Genomic DNA, 18,509 nt, shown 5'->3' on the forward strand with positions numbered 1-18,509 from the left:
CTTTGCATTACTTCGGATTCCGGAAGATTGCCATATTCACGAACCCATCGCATGATGCTTGCTGGGTAATATAAAATACTAGGTTCTTTCAGAATTTCAGAGTCATCGAGAGAATTAAAAAAAAAACGGTAATAGTAGCCGCCAGCTACAAAAACAATATCTTCCTTAAATTGTTATCCTTTAAAATATCTCATTCCTGATTCTCCTAGATCCTGTTTTTTCTAGGGTGTAGCCTCATGTAGAAAACTTTAAAGAAATATCACTTCTAAATGTAGTATTTATTTAAAAATATTTAATATTTCAGGGGATTTTATACATTTATATGCATGTATTCTTCTTATTCTTAAATATTTTTTATTAATATAATTTGATATTAAAAATACAATAAAGAAACTGAAGGATAATCCTTCTCTAAGTACTAAATTAAAGTATAAAAAGGCAGAATTAATCTTATCAGATTCTCATTATTAGCCAAATGGTACAATGAATAATAAGTTGAAATTGCATTTCACTATTTAAAACTATTTGTTAAAGATATATTTAACGAACAGTTTGAACATTTTCATAGTATTAAGTATATTAGAGGTATCAATATAATCTATAAGTTTATTAAAATATAATTCTGACTTAAATATTCTAGTAGTTAGTTTGAATGCTAGTTTACTTTATTCGATTTGAGGTGCACAACATGAGTAATCAAGAAAAAGAAAAGTTTAAAATACTAGTAGATAAACATAAAAATAAAATGCCCTGGTATATCATAGAATATGCAGAAATGAAAACAGCCCTCTCCCCCGCTACATTGTATGCTTACATTACTGAGTTTGAAAAGTTTCTAAAATGGCTTATAAGTAATCGACTAGCCGTTGAAAACGGTAAGGTGGTCACAAATATATGTGATGTACCAATTACAACACTCGAAAATCTACCATTAAATGAAGCTAGAACTTTTCAAAGATATCTCCAGGGAGAAGGTATTGAGACAAGAGCTATAAACAGAACTTTCTCTGCTTTAAAATCCCTATTCAAGTACTTAGCTCAAAATACAGAGAATGAACAAGGGGAAAATTACATCTCACGTAATGTAATGGAGAAAATTGAACTGCATAAGGAGAAAGTAGATGCAGCAGCAAGAGCAGATGACGTTGCAAACATGATATTTAATGAAAAAGATGATGTTGCTTTTCTTCAATTTCTAGCAAATGATTATGGTGAAATGTTGAAAGATATATCACCAAAGAAATATAGTTTTTTTCAGCGTGATAAAGAAAGAGACATAGCCATCATAAGCCTTATTTTAGGTACTGGTCTTCGAGTTTCTGAGGTAGCTAGTCTTACTATATCTAGTATAAACTTCCGTCAGGGGAAAGTAAAAGTGACGCGTAAAGGTAATAAGAGATCTTCCGTATTAGCTACTCGCTCTTGCTTAGATGATATTCAGGAGTACATTAAGGTTCGTCCTAGTAAATATAACTGCCCTCAAGATGAAGACTTACTTTTCGTAACAAATTATAAGGGGAAATATACACAGTTAACTGTTAGAGCTATACAGAAGTTATGTGATAAATATTCAAGTGCATTTGATGAGAAGCGTAGCCCTCATAAACTACGACACACATATGCTACTAATCACTATAAAGAAAACAAGGATCTTGTATTGTTACGTGATCAACTTGGTCATACTTCTGTCGAGGTGACCAGTATCTATACGAACATCAATAATGAGAAGAAACGTGAAGCTATTGATCGATTAGAGAAAAGACAGTTTGAATAAAGAAAAAGCATCCGATTTAGGATGCTTTTTCTTTATTTATTACACACGTCACAACATTTAATCCAGTAATGAAAAATCGGAATTTAAAATAAGATCTTTTAATGATATCTCATTTATTGAACAATATTTATAAATTGTTCCTATAAGTTCAATACTATCTGAGTCATGGAAACAAATTCTCAGCTTGCCCTCATCTTCTGCTTCATCCTCATCAAAGAGATTAAAATTCTTTAATACTTCTATTTCTGAGTTAAACTGATATTCGTCCATACCTAAAATTCTTTTTATTGCATTCGGATAAACAGAAATATAATCTGAATCAGGTGAATTTTCACTGTGGTTTAATAGGATACCGTACAAAAAACTTCTGCTGTTTTTATCCATTTTATTAATCTTATTAGCCAAATCTTGTACATCCTTACAAAATATTTTCTGCTTAGTAAGGGTTTCTACATCACAATAATTCATAAATGATTTGGCAGTGAATGGTTTTAACTCATTAGGTTCAATACTATATGCTTTATTTTTCAACATTCCTACTGGCTCACTGATATGATTTTCTATGTAATCATGTATTTTTGAAAATTTTTCTCCAACTAGTTGGTCAATAAACTCTATTAAATCCATAAGGTCTATAATGTGAATACTGTACTCATAGTCATCAATAATTCTCTGTGCTATATAAGTACCATAGTTATCTTTCTGGAATTTTACCATATCATTCCCTTTAGGTTGATAATCTTTTTCTCCTACTACAAAATGAATTAATTCATCATAATGCATATACAATTTGTTATCTTCGAATTTTTCTATCGTATCCAATAATTTTTGTTTGGTTCCACTAGTAGTGATTTGTACAGAAGATTTGTTTATTTTATCCCCTAAATCAATCGCTGGATAATTTTTCTTTTCACTTTCTAACCTTTGATACTCTTTGTCCCATAAAATATTAAATAGTTCACAAAAGAAAGGTTCACACATTTTATTAATATCTTGTAATCCTAGTTTGTTAGAACTATATCTTAAATAAAACTGTAGCGTCGACAATCCTTTGATAACTTCATCCATTTCGTCTTTTCTTTTTATCATGCCTTTCTCCCACCTTACATTTGAAAAATTTTCTGTTTATTTAGCTCTAGTTATCCAATTAAATCTTTGAAAATTAATATATATATGGATCTTTTTTAAAGTTTCCCTCTTTATCGTAATTAGGTGACCTAACAACCCCACAATTATTCCAAAGATAATCAAAACTTGGTTTCAAGGCATTACCGATATCCGTTTCCCATGAATTAATTGTTGCAGGTGTTAACTGTAACGTTTCATCTGTAATTTTCCCTAGAGGTCTCTTTGGATCCAGTGAAATATAATGGTCTTTTGCATCAATTAAAGTTATATAAATTACATATGGCAATTTAATTTCTAGCTTTTGAAGAGCATTTTTATAGTATTTTTCAATAGCTATGATTATTTTTTGTTCAAAGGCAACACCTGGAATATATTTTTCTCTTCCTATTAGTATTCCTGTATCCACTGCTTCAATAATTCCATTTCTATGTATCTGCACATAGGAATGGGGTAAAGCATTACCTGGAAATTGTGCATAGCTGCAGAATCCATGTTTGTTTATTTGTGGCCCCCATGTCGTTCCATATAACGGACGCAAACTGAGCTGTTCTAATTCCTCTATACCATATATTTGTGAAGATGAAATTGCTTCAATGGGTATCAAATGTACAACTAATTTCGCGCCCTCCATAATTTCAAGGTATGGACCTGTAATTTGAATTTCCTTGAGACGAGATTCTATCCATGGTTTATACCACTCACCCTTCACAAAAATGTTTTGAGCTTCAGTTTTTTTTTTGATAACCCCAGGGAAAGGTGGTGGAGTAGTAGGCTTTTTCCTTTTAGTTTGTATTCCCTCTAAAATAGCTGCAGTAGCTTGTTCTTGGTCCTTTTCTACTAAATCAATATATAAAATAGACTTTAATAGTCCTTCTAATTTAATATCCTCAATTCTTACAGGGATCAATTTTTGTCGTTCCCCTGTAGGATCATCAGTAAAAGCTGCAATCCACTCTGGTAGTGTAAATTGTGAACCTAAATAATTATCAGATACTAAAGCTAATGTGTGTCTTGATTTTGAGGCAGCTTGATGCATTAGTATTGCAAAATTATTACCTGATTTAAAATCCCAAGCTTGTACAATAGTAGTATAACCTGCATCCTCAAGAATCCATGATATCCATTCAGCATACTCTTCATCTTTGTGATTATAACTAATAAAAAAATCTACTGTATCACTATTTGTTTTTATTTCACTCATAATATAGCTCCTCTTGTGATAATTCATATTATCTTTAAGTATTATTCTCTTTATAAAACCATCATAACTTTATATACGATGGTTTTTAAAATCCAAATATATTTTATTTGAAATAATAAGTTAACGATGGTCTATGTAATATGTATCCTTTAAAACAATTATCTTTTAATTTCTGATTATATTTAAATACCTCTTCTTTCTTTAAATATACAACGGAATAATTATTCCCATCATATGATTTTCCTTTTCTCACAGCACATGCCACTTGAGGTGTAATTGGGAAAATATATTCAAATAGACCATCCCCATTGATAAATCTACATACTGGATTATCTGATGTAATAAACTCACTACTATTCTCTGCAACTAATAATTCTATATTCATTTTTTGTATTATTTCTTGTGCCTCTTGATATATTGGACCATTGTCATTTAAGAATTGATGGTAGTATTTTAATAACATATTATGCAAAAACTCTTCTTTTGGTGTTTCAAGGAAAGGATACATTCTCTCATCTTCTGGAATAATTTCGTTCATAACTGATTTTAATAATAGTTTTGCAACTACTGATTCAAACAATTCTTCTAATTTAGGGTGTGTTGGCTTTGTACGCCATTCCAATGAAACCATAAAATTAATGAATTCATCTTTTCGTACGCTCGGTATCCTTGTTGCCTTTGGATTAGAAGAAATTACATTTAAGATATCACTTCTTATACTCGGCCAGTTACTCTCATGTTGTCGGCTCCACCCTACCTCAATGTCTCTTATGTGTATATCTTTTATAATATTTTTTAACCGTTTTTTATCAGATATAGAAATCTCCTTAAAATTCGAATCATAAATTTTCCACTCATCATAAAGATTAAAGTGTTTATTAAGTTCAGTTGGATTTATTAGAGTTTTATCCTTATATTTAACCGTATAATTTTTTAATGGCTTAAAAAACTTTTGACAATCAGTAAGATTTGCGCTTAAAGCACCAGCCCTTCTTGAAAAAAAGTTTTCTATTCCAGCAAGTCTTCTTGTATTACGAGTCCAATTCCCATTTATATTCACATCATTTTTTTCGATATAATAAACTGAAGAATCACCATGTTTCCAACCTTTTAAATAGGTTTGTGATGCAAGATGATGATATACAGCATCTGTATTCCAATTCGGATCAAATTTCATTTTTACTTCCCCCTTGTAAATTTTTAACTAAATTCTTCAATATTATATATATCCCGTTATCAAAACATATAGTATTTGATATATTAATATGACAATTCATCTTTCAACTCTTCAAGATATACATCCCTAACTAATTTAAAGAAACCTATATATTCTCCGAAATAATCGCTAAATTGCTTTATAAACCCTTCTCTTTCTTCAATATGATGAGACCATATAAACATACTCCCCATCAATTCACCTATCTTCCTTTCAATTCCTTTTAATTCATCTGGTGATATACCTTGCGGGTAATCATTAAACCACTCCAACCAATCCGCAAGTAGCTCCTCCACAGAGGATAGTCCGGATTCTGAGCAGAAATTAAACTGCCTTTTTCCTGCTGTAATAAATGTGTCTAAATCATTTAAAATTAGACGGATTATATATGAAGTACTAACATTACCGATACTATGTTTCATATTTTCTCCTCCTTATTATTTTTTTCTTCTAATGAAATGTGTTTGTTATACCATTTATTTATTTTTCCTTTGTAATACTTTTCGACTTCGTAATCCGGAATCCAAATTTCACGATCATAGATTTTACTCATAACACTTTCTAAAACATCCTCATGTTCTCTCGGTTTCAATCTACGGTTATGAATCTTAATCTTCTCTATATAAGCCTCTCTCAGCCAATTTGATAGGGTTTCACGCTGCTTTTGCTTTAGGTGAGACCATTTCTTATTAGTTTGTAATAATTGCCCCTTAGAATTCCTTGTGTGATTCTTCATCGAACGCTACCCCCTCTACTTTATTTTTACTTATTTCTTATTCGAACCGAAAACACAGTGCATTCCAAATCGAGTCACAGCATATGTCGTGCCAATATTACGGATTGAGCCTTTTGGAAGTCATTTATTCTTTTACATAATGTCGATGATCCAATTCCCCAATCTTTTATTGCATCCGTACTACTCATAATTTCGTTATCCAATAAATTAAGGTCTCCCCAATCAACATCTTCAAAATTAAATCCGTCCATCTCTAACTGCTGCAGCATGTCTCTTTTGTCCTCTTTCACCTCAAATAAATTATGATCCTCTCCCTTATGGACTTCCTCTAATACTCCTACATTTAGCTAATCATGTTCATTTACCTCAATTGTACTATTCTCAGATATATAATAATAGATATCTTCTTTTAAAATATAAGTAGGATGTAATAATTAACTTATTTTTCTGAATTTTGTTGAAAAATCAATATAAAATAGTTAAATACAAAGGGGGTTTTGCTACAATGGTAATATATAACATTATCATACTTCTATAGGATGGGGGAATATATAATGATTGCTTCAGTAAAGGGGAACGAGCAAGTTACCAAAATGTTAAATGACTGGTATATAGAGATACGCGCTAGACATGTAGGAAAGGCACATAATTTAAAACTTGCGATTGATCAAAAAATACATAACATCGAAGAAGATCAAAACCTACTTTTATACTATGCTCTTTTAGACTTTCGTCATCAATATATGCTTGATAGTTTAAGTATTGGAAAAGATAGTTTTGATAAAGTGGATTCATTGGGTGTACCTGCAGATCAGTTTCTACAATACTACTACCACTTCTTTAAAGCTATTCATTCAAATATTACAGGTGATTTCACATGTGCAAAAGAACATTATAATCAAGCTGAATTACTCTTAAAACACATTCCCGATGAAATAGAGCATGCTGAATTCTATTTTAAATTATCAACTTTCCATTATCATATTTATAAACCGCTTGCTGCAATTAAAGAAGCTACCAAAGCAAAGGATATCTTTAAAAAGCATGCAGGATATGAAACTAATATTGGGTTATGTGATAATTTAATTGGATTAGCTTGTACTCATTTAAAACAATTTGAGGAAGCTGAAGAACATTTCATTACAGCTATTAATACATTCAAAAAATCTGGTGAAGAAAAGAATATCACGTTTGTACGCCATAACCTAGGTTTAATGTATTCAGGACAAAATTTATCTGAATTAGCAATACGATACCTCTCTGAAGTAATACAAGAACTCCCTAAAGATTATAAAGCAATCTTTATTAAAGCTAGAGAGCATATGAAAATTGGTGAGTCCAAAGAAACTTCTAATCTTATAGTGAAAGGCTTAGAGATTTGTAAAGAGCTAAAGAATGAGGAATACAAACATCACTTTTTAATTTTAGAAAAATTAAATCAAAAGGTCTCTGCTGACGAATTAGAGAAGACAATTAAAACAGGAATCTCTTATTTTGAAAGAGAAAACCTACATGAGTACGTACAGGAATACGCTAAAAAATTAGCAGTTTTATTCCACCAAGAAAATAACCGTTCAAAAGCAAGCGATTATTTTTATCTTAGCCATCAAGCAGAAGAACAAAACTTTGAAATGGAGGCTTTAAAATGAAAAAAGTAATGTCTAGCTTAATTGGATTAACAGCCGTATTCACGTTTATGTTTAACGCTAGCAATGTAACTGATACACAAAAAGCTCTTAGCGAGGATAAAATCGTACAATATGCTCACGGCCATACTGGTGGATGATAAAAAACAAAGGTCTTCACTTCATTGTGAGGGCTTTTATTTTTATATGGGATCTCTGTGTAAGAAAAACAATATATTAAAATCCTAAAATTTTAATATATCAAAAATGTTATAATTATACCGTTCTTTTTGCATCCATAAGAAGAATCTAAAAAGATTAGAACATTTAAAGAGAGGAAGAAACTATTAATGCATACACAAGAAAGTTTTTATAAAAAATTAATAGAGAAACAAAGAGTAGTAACGATATTTCTACTAAACGGAGTAAGAGTACCTGGAATCATTATCGCTGTTGATAAATTTTCAGTGCTAGTTTCCAGTCATGGAAAGCAACAATTCATTTATAAACATGCTATTTCAACAGTTTCTTTATGAATAGCAGTTTAAAATTCAATTTGAATTATGTTTATTTATGAATTATTTAAAAATAAAAAAGGAATCCTCAGCAAAAGGATTCCCCCCAGGAAATATGCATAAATAAAAAGAACTAAGTTTATTATAATATAAAATTAAACGAAACATATTGAGAAAAAATAAGATTGAAGTTTGATAGGAAAGAAAAATGTTTGTTATACTAAATGTGCAAAAATATATGCAAAATCACAAATAAAATAAGGGCAGCCTAATATGGCTGCCCTTATTTTATTTTTAATCTTATAATCTGCTATTTAGTTTGAACTAATTATAAACCTAGTACACTAACAATCTCGCATGCTTTGGAGTTTGCAACATGATAGTACATCTCTAACCCTCTTCTCTCCGCGCGGAGAATCTTACCACGCATCTTGGATAAATGTTGAGATACGGTTGATTGCGGTACTTTTAATAGGTCTGTTAACTCTGTTACATTACAAACTTTGCGATGTTCTAGCTCCTTCACAATTTGTAACCTAACTGGATGGGCCATAATCTTTAATAATTCTACATCCGCCTCTGGGATTTTGTACATTTCATTACTTACTTGAATAGTTGTCATTTTAATTTCTCCTTTTTAGTTTCTTTTTTTATTTTTAAGTTATAAGTATTTTGTGTTTGTATGAGTATATCGATCATAATCGCTGTGTTATTTGTTCTTTTGTCTCTTTATCAGGTTTAATATATAAAAGTATTATAATGGCTAAAAATCCAACAAAAGATAGCATAGGTATCGATATGAAACCAAATAAATTCAGGTAATCTTCCGTGCAAGAAACTCCTACTGAACATATCTTCATCTCGCTAGCAGGAAACGTTTGAATTGTAATTTGATATACAGATAACATTAAGCCGATACACGCAAATGGAAATGCATACACACTTACATTAGGATCTTTTCTATACATTCCTATCCCCAATATTAATACTAATGGATACATGGCCATTCTTTGATACCAGCACAAATCACATGGAGGCAGCTTCATCCATTCGCTAAAAAACAAACTAATTAACATTGCACTAGTAGCTATCGTCCAAGCAATTGCAATGTGATACTTTTGAATGATCGACATCTAATTTTCGCCTCACCTGTTTTTTTTAATGCAAAACATTTGCTAATATATGACTAGTTTATTTCCGTGTTTCGAGTACCCTGTTTCAATAGAAAGTATCCATTCATTGATATCTTCCCAGTCGTATCCTCTCTCTTTTAATTCTAGAGGGAAAAGTTTTTCAAAATCATCACGCATTTCGTACATGGTTTCTAATGCTTTTTCAAGCGGACCAAATCCATATACAATGTGTGTATGTACTTTTTTGTTTTTCTTTTCTGCTACAACTAAATATACATACCGTCTTTCTTTCGCTAAAACAAACTTCAAAAATCCAGGTACTTGACTCACCTTTCACACTCCCTTACGGTTTTCCTTACCAATCTTAAAAAGATATAAGTAAGGAAAACTACTAAGTTTTAATTCACTAATTTAATAAATGTCCCGTTTTTTTGCTTTGAAAATATAAGAAAACGCTCATCATCACAATGTTTATTACACCAGCTGCAGCACCAATTTTGGAGATAACATACACATATTCATTATTACTAAATGGCAATAGGCTCGCGAAAATAAATAAAATTGAAATGATAAAGGATAAGAGCATATTTCTTTTGTTTTCATCCATTCAAAAAACCTCCATTTTGCACAAATATTTGTATTGCAATGGATTAGGATGCTAAGCCGCATCATTACGGTTATAATGATGTTTCTCTTCATCCACGTACCCTTTTATGTTCCAAACGCCAGTCTTTGATGCTTTTGCTTCTTTTTCGCTTTCTAACATTTGTGGTAGCAAAGTAGTGTTAGGTTTTGAAATGTAAGCTACAATACCATATCCTAATTTGATCATTAACTCGTTTATATGTATCCCTTCACAAAATACATATGCTAATTTCCTGCCATACTTGTCCTCTTTGGGTCCACGATCATAGACTATTGTTACATTTTTTTCTTTTAACTGTTTCTTTAAAAATGAAGAAGCTTTTTTTCCCATCTTTTGTGGTGGGATTTTTTGTGATACAGACTCAGGGGTATCCAATAACAGTAATCTTACCGTCTGTTTCTGCCCATTTACATTCACGTCTATCGTGTCTCCATCCTTTATATGTATTACCTTCCCTTTAACGGTCTCTAAGCCTTTTAATTTCCCTTTATAAGCTTCTGGAATATCAACAATACCTTTCCCTTCTACGTTCTGTTGTATTCCGTTTTGTACTGCTTGGGCAGGTCTCGAATCATTTTTTGTTTGCACGGAACTGCTACATGCTGACATTTGAATTACGAATGATGTTATACAAATAGCTTTAATCCATATTTTCATATCGAAATTTCTTCCTCCTACTTAAAATACGTAAATAGCTGCATCTAATAAACAAACGGACTATTCATAGTATTTACTTCTCGATAATTGCAACATAGGCAAAACTTTATCCATTTTGGATGATCATTATAAAGTGCTGTATATGACCGTTCCTTACACTGCGGGCATATTGACACCATACTTTCTTCATTCTCTTCCTGACTTTTCAATTTTTCAAAAGATACATTAGCAGATGCTATATTACTGGTACACAATATATATCCCCCTTTTGAGTCTTGAAATCTTAAAAATACATAAAAAAGGACACACCTATGGCATATGTATGCGTAGGTGTGTCCTTTTGCAAGATAGTTTTAGAAGTATTTTCTTACTTTTATCATATCATATTTCTTATTAATTTTATATATGAAATTTAAGATTTTGCGATATTATTTCTTTTTATTCGTTATAAACGTAATACGTTGTTTTTGTACATCATAGGTTAATTTTGCATCGAATTTTTCTCCGGTTTTCTTACTTTCAAATCCTGAGATTGTATCGGTCATATTCTTCTCTAATAACTTTTTTACTTGCCCGTTAGTTATTTTCTTTTTCAAAATGGTTCCAGAAACAATGAATTCGCAAGGATTTTTATAATGTTCACATAAATAAGTGGTTTTCCCTACAATTACCCTTCCTTGGCACAAAGGACATTTCCCTATAGTACGATCATCCGTTGTTGGACGTTCAAAACAAATGCTAAGATCTTCTTTTAATCGGATAGCTGCAGTGAATTCTCCGTACTCTCCTTTAAAACCATGAATAAAGTCTGTAACACGATTCTTCAATAATTTCTTAATCTGGCTATCAGATAATTTCTTTTCTTTAATTTTAGCGGATATCGCAAAATTACATCCACTTTTATATTCTGAACACCCAAAAAACGTATCACGTTTTAAAATGTGTCCAAATTGACACTTCGGACACTGACCTAGCGATAATTCTTCAATTGAAGGTAAATTAAAGCTGACTACAGCGTTAACGAATGCTAGATAAGCAGGAAATTCTTTTCCATTAGATTTAAATCCTTTCATAAGGTCCGTTTTATTCTCTTCAAATAGTTTTTTTACTTGTACTGCAGGGATTGTTTTGTCTTTAATTTTCTTAGGTAATCCAATACTACAGTTCGGATGATTGCTGCACCCGAAAAACTTTCCTCTATCTAAAATTATTCCATTTCCACAAGGGCATTGGCATACTTCTATTTGTTTCTTCCAGGTCTCTATTAGATTATACGAAACTGTATCAGGAATTCTTATAATCTCTTGTGTTATTTTTTGTACAAACGCATTTGTTTGTGCAATAAATTCTTTATAACTCATTTCATTCTTTTCAATACGATATATCATCCCTTCCATTTCTGCTGTGTACAGTGGATCTTTAATTTGCTGAACAGGAAATTGTTCAATAAAGGCACGGCCAATTGGAGTTGTTATAATTTTTCCCTTTTCAATGTTTATAAAATTCTTCTCGTGTAAAGCTGGAATAAAAGCCGCTTCTGTTGCTACGGTTCCAATTCGTTTTCCTTTCATCAGCTCTTTTAAATGTTCATCATCAATTTTACGACCAGCCGTTTCCATAAAAGTAAGAATTGAGCTTTCTGTGTGTAGAGCAGGTTTCTTTGTTTTGGATTCCAGCAACTCAAAATCACAGATTTGAAGTTTATGCCCTTTTTGCAGAATAGGAATTTCAAATGCTTCCACGCTTCCTTCTTCTACTTCCTCTTGAAACACTTCTAGAAACCCTTTTTCTCGAAGCACACTTTCTTTTGTTTGATACGTATTTCCCATTGCATCAATAAGGGATACATCTCTTACCAGGTACACTGCAGGACGCATGAAATTGCCCACAAAACGTTTTACCACGAGACTGTATAGTTGTTGTTCAATCTCTGGACGACCTTCCTCTTGATATTGTTTAGTCGTCGGTATAATGGCAAAATGGCTTGATACAAGATCATCATCAAATGTTTTGTGTTTTATATCAATGGCGTTAATATCGACGGATTGTACCAGTAAAGAATAACGACCCTTAGCTAACGCCTGCATAACACCTTTTACCCGATTCACTTGTTCTGTAGGTAAATGCCTAGACGAAGAGCGCGGATAGGTTATGAAACCTTCTTCATACAAGTTCTGAATGTGTTTTTTTGCAGTTTCAGCATTAATTTGTAATTGTGCATGGGCATCTTTGTACAAGTCTGTTAAGTTGTATAGCAATTTAGGATATTGCTTCCTAGTGCCCTCTTTAAATTCCTCAACCGTGAGATATTGACCTTTTAGCTTCTCCCCTAAACTCCTTAATGGCGATGGGTTTAACACCTGATCTTCTGTTTTCATAACTGGAGTGAGTCCTAAATTTGTTACTAGCTGCAGATGATAATAAGACTGTTCCTTATAGTTTTCAATTGCTAACTCACGTTGACGGATCTCATGTAGCAAACACATTTGTACACGGCCAGATGCCAATAGGAATTTATTTTGTGCTAATTTTGTGGTGCATCCCCTGGTTATATTCATCCCTAATAGATAATCTAAATACTGCCTTGCTTTAGCAGAATAAGCTAGTCCATCATACTTAGACGCGCTTTCTAATCGATTGAGAGCTGCTTCGAGTTCTACAGCTTCAAAAGAGGATTTATATACGCGAGATTGCTTTTTATTCACACCTGCGTATTCGTACACTTCCCTATAGATTAACTCTCCCTCGCGGTCCGCGTCACATATGTTCACGGCATGGTCAACATCAGGTCGCTGTAACAGTTTAACAAGGATTTGTAGTTGCTCTGCATTATCTTGTATCACCTTATACGATGGTTGAAAAATTAAAGGTAAGTGTTCTAACTGAAACACTTTATACTTTGGATCCATCTCTTCCGGATTTTTTAGTTCCAGCAGATGTCCGCGGCACCAACTTACAATATAATGATCATTTTCGTAATAACCGTAATAAGGTTTGCTCCCAATGTACTTTTGTGAGTGACGGAATCGTGGCGATTTCATAATTTCATTGGCCACTTTTGGTTTTTCTGCAATAAATAACGTTTTCCCCATAACTTTTTCCTCCTTAAACAAAAAAAGGACACACCTACGCTATGGTTATGCGTAGGTGTGTCCTTTTGCAATATGATTTTTTAGTATTGGATTACTATAATTATAGCACATATCACATTTAATATACATGATGTCTGATTCATTCACTATCAATATTTAACCTTAAACGTCTTTAAAAGAGGAGGAAACTGTTCTTTTAGCTTTTCTTCTACGAAGTTGCAATCCTCAACAAAAATATATGCGTAAATCATATTATGATTCTCTAAACATTTATAGCAATTTAGGTGTAAGTTACTATTACCTTTATGACCATTTACATGAGCCATTCCTCTTCCATAAATAATATCACTTTCTCCCCAATATAACACATAGTAGTTTTCTTTGATGGGTTTGATTTCAAGATTGTTTTCTCCTAATCCACCTAATTCTTTAGCCTCCTTAATTAAAATTTCCTTTTGCTTTTTATCTAACTCACAAGCCACCCCATATACAACTCCATTATTATTCGGATTACTAGAATCCCTATCATTTTCCCAAGTATCTACCTTGAATTGAAAATTACCCAATAACTTTGTTTCCCTCCTATTCATTTTTTTTAAATTCTTTCTCATAAATGATAATAGATCCATAACTTTAGGCTCCCTACTTCGATATTCATTTTAATCCTATATTATAATATTAGCATTTAACTTATTGTTTTTTAAAATTAATAAATAAGATAAATTAAGATATACTCATATGGTAAATTAAAAAATAAAATGGGGATGATTTTATTGATAACAAAATTAAAAAAAGATAAGTTGTTTTTGTTTCCTAATGTAACAACAGAGGCATATTATGATCCAATAAGTCAATCAATAGTATATTGCAGTATCAATCGTAAAGATTTCGATAATATTCTTCAAAATCCTTATGATTTAAGCATAATTAATAAAACAAGGGTACTCGTTCATGAAATTGCTCATTATATAGACCATCTCTCAACACTTCACGGACAAAAGTTACTAGAATCTACTTGCAAGTCATTTAACGCAATTATGCATGGTACAGAAAAAGATTACCATCATATGATAAAAATGAATAAACAGATACGAAGTCTTAAATTCGAAGATTTTTATAAGCAATTATCCGGCTTACAGGCTAGAGGAGGTAATGAAAAAGATTGGGAGTTTAGAACATCCATTGGTTGTCGATATAATATAAATGGGGAAACAGATAAGACAAAGCCAATCATTTTCAGTCAGTTTTTCTATCGAAAGCAGTTTATAGGGAGAATCCCTCTGTCAGTTGAATCGCTTTGGGAAACTAGTGCAATGGCCACAGAGGTTACTATGCATTCACAAGCCATGTTAAAACTAAGTGATAATGACGAGAGACAGGTAGCATCACATGAATTTATACGCAGTAGTTATGATTGGCTATATAACTCTGAATTACTTACATATTCAACTGCAGCACACCTTGTTTCTGGTTTATTAAACATTAGTGATATTTATACAGGACTTCGATTATCAAAATTATTAGCTTTAATAAGTTTAAATTTTCCAAAAGAGTATGTCCCTATGTTGAAACATGGTAACTATTTCAATTTAGAAAAAGATACAAAAAAGGCACTTATAAACACAAATGATCCAAGTTATATCTTTTACAGACTTGTACATAACATTCAATTGTCTAATGAAGATATAATGAGCAAAGATGGGGAATTTGATATAGAAAAAATACTACAGATTAATGGATTACCTAGTCAGAAGCAATTTGAAGAAAGAGTTGTTAATTCCATGAAAGCTATTAGCGATAATCATATAGACGGTCAATTTTCTAAGCATATGAAAGCTTGTCTAGAGCTTGGTACTTATACTTTTAAAGAGTTCGGTTTGAATATTTATAGATTATCGCCATTACACTTAATTGAACTCGCAAAGAGTGATAAACTACCTTTAATCTTTGAGGAAGATGATACTTTTGATGAAACGAAATTTCTACCCGAAAGGTACATCTATCTAGGCGGTATTGAGAATAGAATAAAAGAATTTATCCAGGCTTGTGGTTATTAACAAATTAAATATTCTTAAAAGATAAATCCTCACAATTAACTTACTTTAAAATATAGTCTGAAATTCTATCATTTTTTTTGATTTAAATATACTTTTGGCGAAATTATTGGACTAAGAATAATTAAAGAAAAGGATACATCTTTATAAAAAAATGTATCCTTTTCTTTTGAATTAACATCCACCTACTGATTTGTTTTTTTTATAAAATTTTTCGGATCTCCTTTTAGCTTGTAATACTTCATGTTAAGACGAATAGCTACTAAAGAGATTACAATAAACCCTATTACATATAACATATATCTCTCCATTTCTTATTGTTTAGCAAACTTATTCTGTAAATACTTCACATGTTTCTTTTCAACTCTCCATTTCTTATTGTTTAGCAAACTTATTCTGTAAATACTTCACATGTTTCTTTTCAATATCTTTATCCGTAATGTTCACTCGCGATATTGTTTGATAAATATGCTGGATCTCGTCATTTGTTAGTTGTACATCAGTATATGATTCAATACATTTTTGTAGATCGTTATAATACAGGGCATGTTTATCTTTAGAATGAACATGTACCCTTTTTAGACTGCATTTTGGATGAAACGCAGCAATCGAAATACACGGCAGCTGTTGTTCCATCACCCATTCAATTGCTTTTATATGTTTATAGTTTTGTCGAAATGGATTTTGAAAAGAGTGTTTCTTTCTAAAGATACCTTGTGTCCATCTTGCTGCTTTCTCACTTCCATAGATCCAGCCCTCATAGTTCTTCGTCTCTAGAACAAATACACCTGTTTCAGCGATAACAATATGGTCAATTTGCGTTGTATCACCATACTCCGTATTAACCGTAACATCATGTAACACGCAATAACTTTGAGAATCTAACTTGCTCAATATACGTTTTACTAATTTCTCTCCGGCTTTTCCTTTCCATTTCGGTACATGTTTTTTTACAACAATATTCAACGGAATGAGAACCGCAATGAGAATTAATTCAAATATCAATACTTTCATAATAGAAGCCCCCTTTTTACACCCTTGCGTTTCTGCGCATTAAACGATATACATGCGTTTCTAATCCTAAGATAAAATATGAGATACATAAGCCTTTAATCACCATCTCTACGAAGCCTAATGCTAATGAAACAAGGAGCCCACCTCGAAACTGAAAAGGTCTAGTCACTCTTCGATTTACTGGTTTTTCAATGACGCCAAAGTTGGCCCAGGTAGGCAAACGTTTTTCCACATTTTTCACGGTACCCATTAATCCGTATTTTAACGATAGAATGAAACATCCGATTAATAAATAAACAACAGAAGAAAAATAGATAGATAGGCCTATTACGAAGCATGTCAGTAACCAGCCTATTAATATAGAATTTCGCAAAGTAATATATTCTCGATTTCTATTCAATACAAACAGTCCTTTCAAAATTTATAAGGTTATTTTTATTTGGAAAATATTTACATTTGTTTATAAGCATGATATGATACGTCTATATTAATTTACGAACTAGCCAAAAAAGGATTGTGATAGACGTGTTAAAACTTGTAGTAGATAATACCGTAACAGAACAAGAAACAGATTCAGCTTTTTCAAACTTTTTCACTTGCAAAGACTGTGTATATTATCTTTCAAAATCAGATTCTTGCAGTCTACAATTAGCGGCTGATTCAAATAATCCCCTTATTCCTTATGAATGTGGGAATTTTGAGGAAACCTATGAAATCGGAACGGAAGATCCATTGAATTCACATATTCATCAACGACTTCGTGAAGAAAAAGTACAAACGCTAGCTGAAAATTATCCAGCACAACCTTCTATTGATCCAATTCACAAAGACGCAATATGGTATGGAACAGTAAACTATGGTTGCTGGATTGTAAGTGATGCAAAAAAACGCTTTGCACTTGCAGAACAGGTTCCTTTCGGTGATAATAATATGTTACCTGAAAAATACGCATCTCCTTTTCCTTTACATGACCATGGTGCAAAAGAAGGTATCCGACACTATATGTGTTGGTACGTAAATGAAAAAGGAATTGGCGAATACCATCTTCTTATTGGTGGTGTCATCATGAAAATTGCAGAAGGAGTTAAGAAACTTGGATTCAATAACTAATCACATCTATAAGAAAAGAATGTTAGAACATACCCTACTATTTAGTTTGGTACAGTTGGTACCACTGATCATATCTACCGGTATCATATATATGTTGCTAGAACTTACTGATACAGAGTGGATAACCTGGTTTAGTTATGAAGGTATCTTTGCCGTTCTTTTCCTTATAACGAGGTTCCAGGTGTTCCAGAATAAGAAAAGTATTATTTCTTTGAATCAATATGAAAAGTGGTTTTCAAAGTTAAATATTTTCTTGGTCTCTATATTTCTAGTATTATTTGCCTCCATACCAACTCTATTAAAGGTTGCCTTCATTCTACAAATGACTGTTATTCTATTTCTACTAGAGTACCTTTGTTTGTATATTAATCGTTTACCAATACATAATTTATATAGAGTACAAGAGATCATTTGTGATAAAAAGCAACTCAAAATTGAACGAATTATTCCAAACAATGAGGAACACGGTACTCATACAATTAAAACAAGAGATGGGCAATGCTTTTTATATACCGCTGTGTATTTGAGCGGCATACTATCGCCAATTTCAGAAGAAGTATTTGAAGAATATGAAAGAAAGAACCTAATGGGTAGATAAAAGGTACTGA

At 31.9% G+C, this 18,509-nt stretch carries 21 protein-coding genes and 2 pseudogenes; 7 read left to right on the plus strand and 16 right to left on the minus strand.

Features of this window, described 5'->3' with window-relative positions; all coding sequences use genetic code 11:
* Positions 1 to 23: 23 nt before the first annotated feature.
* A pseudogene (locus tag ACTFRM_RS24785) lies at positions 24 to 158 on the minus strand (IS6 family transposase); the annotation flags it as partial.
* A gap of 530 nt (positions 159 to 688) precedes the next feature.
* Between ACTFRM_RS24785 and xerS the strand changes: the two are divergent.
* Positions 689 to 1,774 (plus strand): tyrosine recombinase XerS, encoded by a 1,086-nt coding sequence (gene xerS, locus ACTFRM_RS24790; protein WP_440043697.1) that lies wholly within the window; start codon positions 689 to 691, stop codon positions 1,772 to 1,774.
* 57 nt (positions 1,775 to 1,831) lie between these two features.
* Here xerS and ACTFRM_RS24795 read toward each other — a convergent pair whose 3' ends face one another.
* The 6 genes and pseudogenes from ACTFRM_RS24795 to ACTFRM_RS24820 form a co-directional block, all read right to left on the minus strand.
* Complete coding sequence (locus tag ACTFRM_RS24795; RefSeq protein WP_440043699.1) at positions 1,832 to 2,863, minus strand: SMEK domain-containing protein; 1,032 nt, start codon at positions 2,861 to 2,863, stop codon at positions 1,832 to 1,834.
* Between the two features lie 73 nt (positions 2,864 to 2,936).
* A complete protein-coding gene (locus ACTFRM_RS24800; protein WP_086790656.1) occupies positions 2,937 to 4,103 on the minus strand; it encodes a toll/interleukin-1 receptor domain-containing protein in 1,167 nt (388 codons plus the stop codon).
* A gap of 103 nt (positions 4,104 to 4,206) precedes the next feature.
* On the minus strand, positions 4,207 to 5,280 hold the full coding sequence (locus tag ACTFRM_RS24805; RefSeq protein ID WP_440043701.1) for a DUF4238 domain-containing protein: 1,074 nt from the start codon (positions 5,278 to 5,280) through the stop codon (positions 4,207 to 4,209).
* Between the two features lie 83 nt (positions 5,281 to 5,363).
* On the minus strand, positions 5,364 to 5,741 hold the full coding sequence (locus ACTFRM_RS24810) for a hypothetical protein (protein ID WP_086406642.1): 378 nt from the start codon (positions 5,739 to 5,741) through the stop codon (positions 5,364 to 5,366).
* Positions 5,738 to 6,055 carry a transposase gene (locus ACTFRM_RS24815; RefSeq protein WP_086406641.1) on the minus strand — a complete coding sequence of 106 codons (318 nt, stop codon included), beginning with the start codon at positions 6,053 to 6,055 and terminating at the stop codon, positions 5,738 to 5,740. Before ACTFRM_RS24815 ends, ACTFRM_RS24810 begins: the two co-directional genes overlap by 4 nt.
* A 30-nt stretch (positions 6,056 to 6,085) precedes the next feature.
* Positions 6,086 to 6,468, minus strand: a pseudogene (locus ACTFRM_RS24820) (helix-turn-helix domain-containing protein); the annotation flags it as partial.
* 141 nt (positions 6,469 to 6,609) lie between these two features.
* Between ACTFRM_RS24820 and ACTFRM_RS24825 the strand changes: the two are divergent.
* The 3 genes from ACTFRM_RS24825 (at position 6,610) to hfq (ending at position 8,216) form a co-directional block, all read left to right on the plus strand.
* Positions 6,610 to 7,704 (plus strand): tetratricopeptide repeat protein, encoded by a 1,095-nt coding sequence (locus ACTFRM_RS24825; RefSeq protein ID WP_440043704.1) that lies wholly within the window; start codon positions 6,610 to 6,612, stop codon positions 7,702 to 7,704.
* Positions 7,701 to 7,841: a hypothetical protein gene (locus ACTFRM_RS24830; protein WP_000757474.1), complete on the plus strand. Its 141-nt coding sequence runs from the start codon at positions 7,701 to 7,703 to the stop codon at positions 7,839 to 7,841. The genes ACTFRM_RS24825 and ACTFRM_RS24830 overlap by 4 nt, the downstream gene beginning before the upstream one ends.
* A 189-nt stretch (positions 7,842 to 8,030) precedes the next feature.
* A complete protein-coding gene (hfq, locus tag ACTFRM_RS24835; protein ID WP_086406639.1) occupies positions 8,031 to 8,216 on the plus strand; it encodes an RNA chaperone Hfq in 186 nt (61 codons plus the stop codon).
* Between the two features lie 307 nt (positions 8,217 to 8,523).
* Here hfq and ACTFRM_RS24840 read toward each other — a convergent pair whose 3' ends face one another.
* The 7 genes from ACTFRM_RS24840 to ACTFRM_RS24870 form a co-directional block, all read right to left on the minus strand.
* Positions 8,524 to 8,817 (minus strand): ArsR/SmtB family transcription factor, encoded by a 294-nt coding sequence (locus tag ACTFRM_RS24840; protein WP_017762461.1) that lies wholly within the window; start codon positions 8,815 to 8,817, stop codon positions 8,524 to 8,526.
* A gap of 73 nt (positions 8,818 to 8,890) precedes the next feature.
* Complete coding sequence (locus ACTFRM_RS24845) at positions 8,891 to 9,328, minus strand: disulfide oxidoreductase (RefSeq protein WP_440043706.1); 438 nt, start codon at positions 9,326 to 9,328, stop codon at positions 8,891 to 8,893.
* A 42-nt stretch (positions 9,329 to 9,370) separates the two neighbouring features.
* The gene (locus ACTFRM_RS24850) at positions 9,371 to 9,658 is read right to left on the minus strand and encodes a hypothetical protein (protein ID WP_440043707.1); all 288 of its coding nucleotides are present in this window, start codon (positions 9,656 to 9,658) and stop codon (positions 9,371 to 9,373) included.
* 76 nt (positions 9,659 to 9,734) lie between these two features.
* Entirely contained in the window at positions 9,735 to 9,935 is a 201-nt protein-coding gene (locus ACTFRM_RS24855) for a hypothetical protein (protein ID WP_088021417.1), read from the minus strand.
* A 51-nt stretch (positions 9,936 to 9,986) separates the two neighbouring features.
* The gene (locus ACTFRM_RS24860; protein WP_440043709.1) at positions 9,987 to 10,631 is read right to left on the minus strand and encodes a thermonuclease family protein; all 645 of its coding nucleotides are present in this window, start codon (positions 10,629 to 10,631) and stop codon (positions 9,987 to 9,989) included.
* 428 nt (positions 10,632 to 11,059) lie between these two features.
* Complete coding sequence (locus ACTFRM_RS24865) at positions 11,060 to 13,723, minus strand: DNA topoisomerase (protein WP_440043711.1); 2,664 nt, start codon at positions 13,721 to 13,723, stop codon at positions 11,060 to 11,062.
* 149 nt (positions 13,724 to 13,872) lie between these two features.
* Positions 13,873 to 14,352 carry a hypothetical protein gene (locus ACTFRM_RS24870; RefSeq protein WP_440043713.1) on the minus strand — a complete coding sequence of 160 codons (480 nt, stop codon included), beginning with the start codon at positions 14,350 to 14,352 and terminating at the stop codon, positions 13,873 to 13,875.
* Positions 14,353 to 14,496: 144 nt separating this feature from the next.
* Here ACTFRM_RS24870 and ACTFRM_RS24875 point away from each other — a divergent pair, with 144 nt between their 5' ends.
* Positions 14,497 to 15,780: a hypothetical protein gene (locus ACTFRM_RS24875; RefSeq protein WP_440043715.1), complete on the plus strand. Its 1,284-nt coding sequence runs from the start codon at positions 14,497 to 14,499 to the stop codon at positions 15,778 to 15,780.
* Positions 15,781 to 16,152: 372 nt separating this feature from the next.
* Here the strand turns inward: ACTFRM_RS24875 and ACTFRM_RS24880 are convergent, their stop codons facing one another.
* Both ACTFRM_RS24880 and ACTFRM_RS24885 read right to left on the minus strand, forming a co-directional pair.
* Positions 16,153 to 16,791 carry a nuclease-related domain-containing protein gene (locus tag ACTFRM_RS24880; protein ID WP_440043717.1) on the minus strand — a complete coding sequence of 213 codons (639 nt, stop codon included), beginning with the start codon at positions 16,789 to 16,791 and terminating at the stop codon, positions 16,153 to 16,155.
* A 16-nt stretch (positions 16,792 to 16,807) separates the two neighbouring features.
* Positions 16,808 to 17,191 (minus strand): hypothetical protein, encoded by a 384-nt coding sequence (locus ACTFRM_RS24885; protein WP_002182188.1) that lies wholly within the window; start codon positions 17,189 to 17,191, stop codon positions 16,808 to 16,810.
* A gap of 125 nt (positions 17,192 to 17,316) precedes the next feature.
* Here ACTFRM_RS24885 and ACTFRM_RS24890 point away from each other — a divergent pair, with 125 nt between their 5' ends.
* Together ACTFRM_RS24890 and ACTFRM_RS24895 are read left to right on the plus strand one after the other, a co-directional pair.
* Complete coding sequence (locus tag ACTFRM_RS24890; RefSeq protein ID WP_440043719.1) at positions 17,317 to 17,901, plus strand: hypothetical protein; 585 nt, start codon at positions 17,317 to 17,319, stop codon at positions 17,899 to 17,901.
* A 19-nt stretch (positions 17,902 to 17,920) separates the two neighbouring features.
* Positions 17,921 to 18,499: a hypothetical protein gene (locus tag ACTFRM_RS24895; protein WP_199689485.1), complete on the plus strand. Its 579-nt coding sequence runs from the start codon at positions 17,921 to 17,923 to the stop codon at positions 18,497 to 18,499.
* The last annotated feature ends 10 nt before the right edge of the window (positions 18,500 to 18,509 follow it).

This window comes from Bacillus cereus group sp. MYBK227-1 (genome assembly GCF_051916325.1).
GTDB classification, from domain to species: domain Bacteria; phylum Bacillota; class Bacilli; order Bacillales; family Bacillaceae_G; genus Bacillus_A; species Bacillus_A cereus.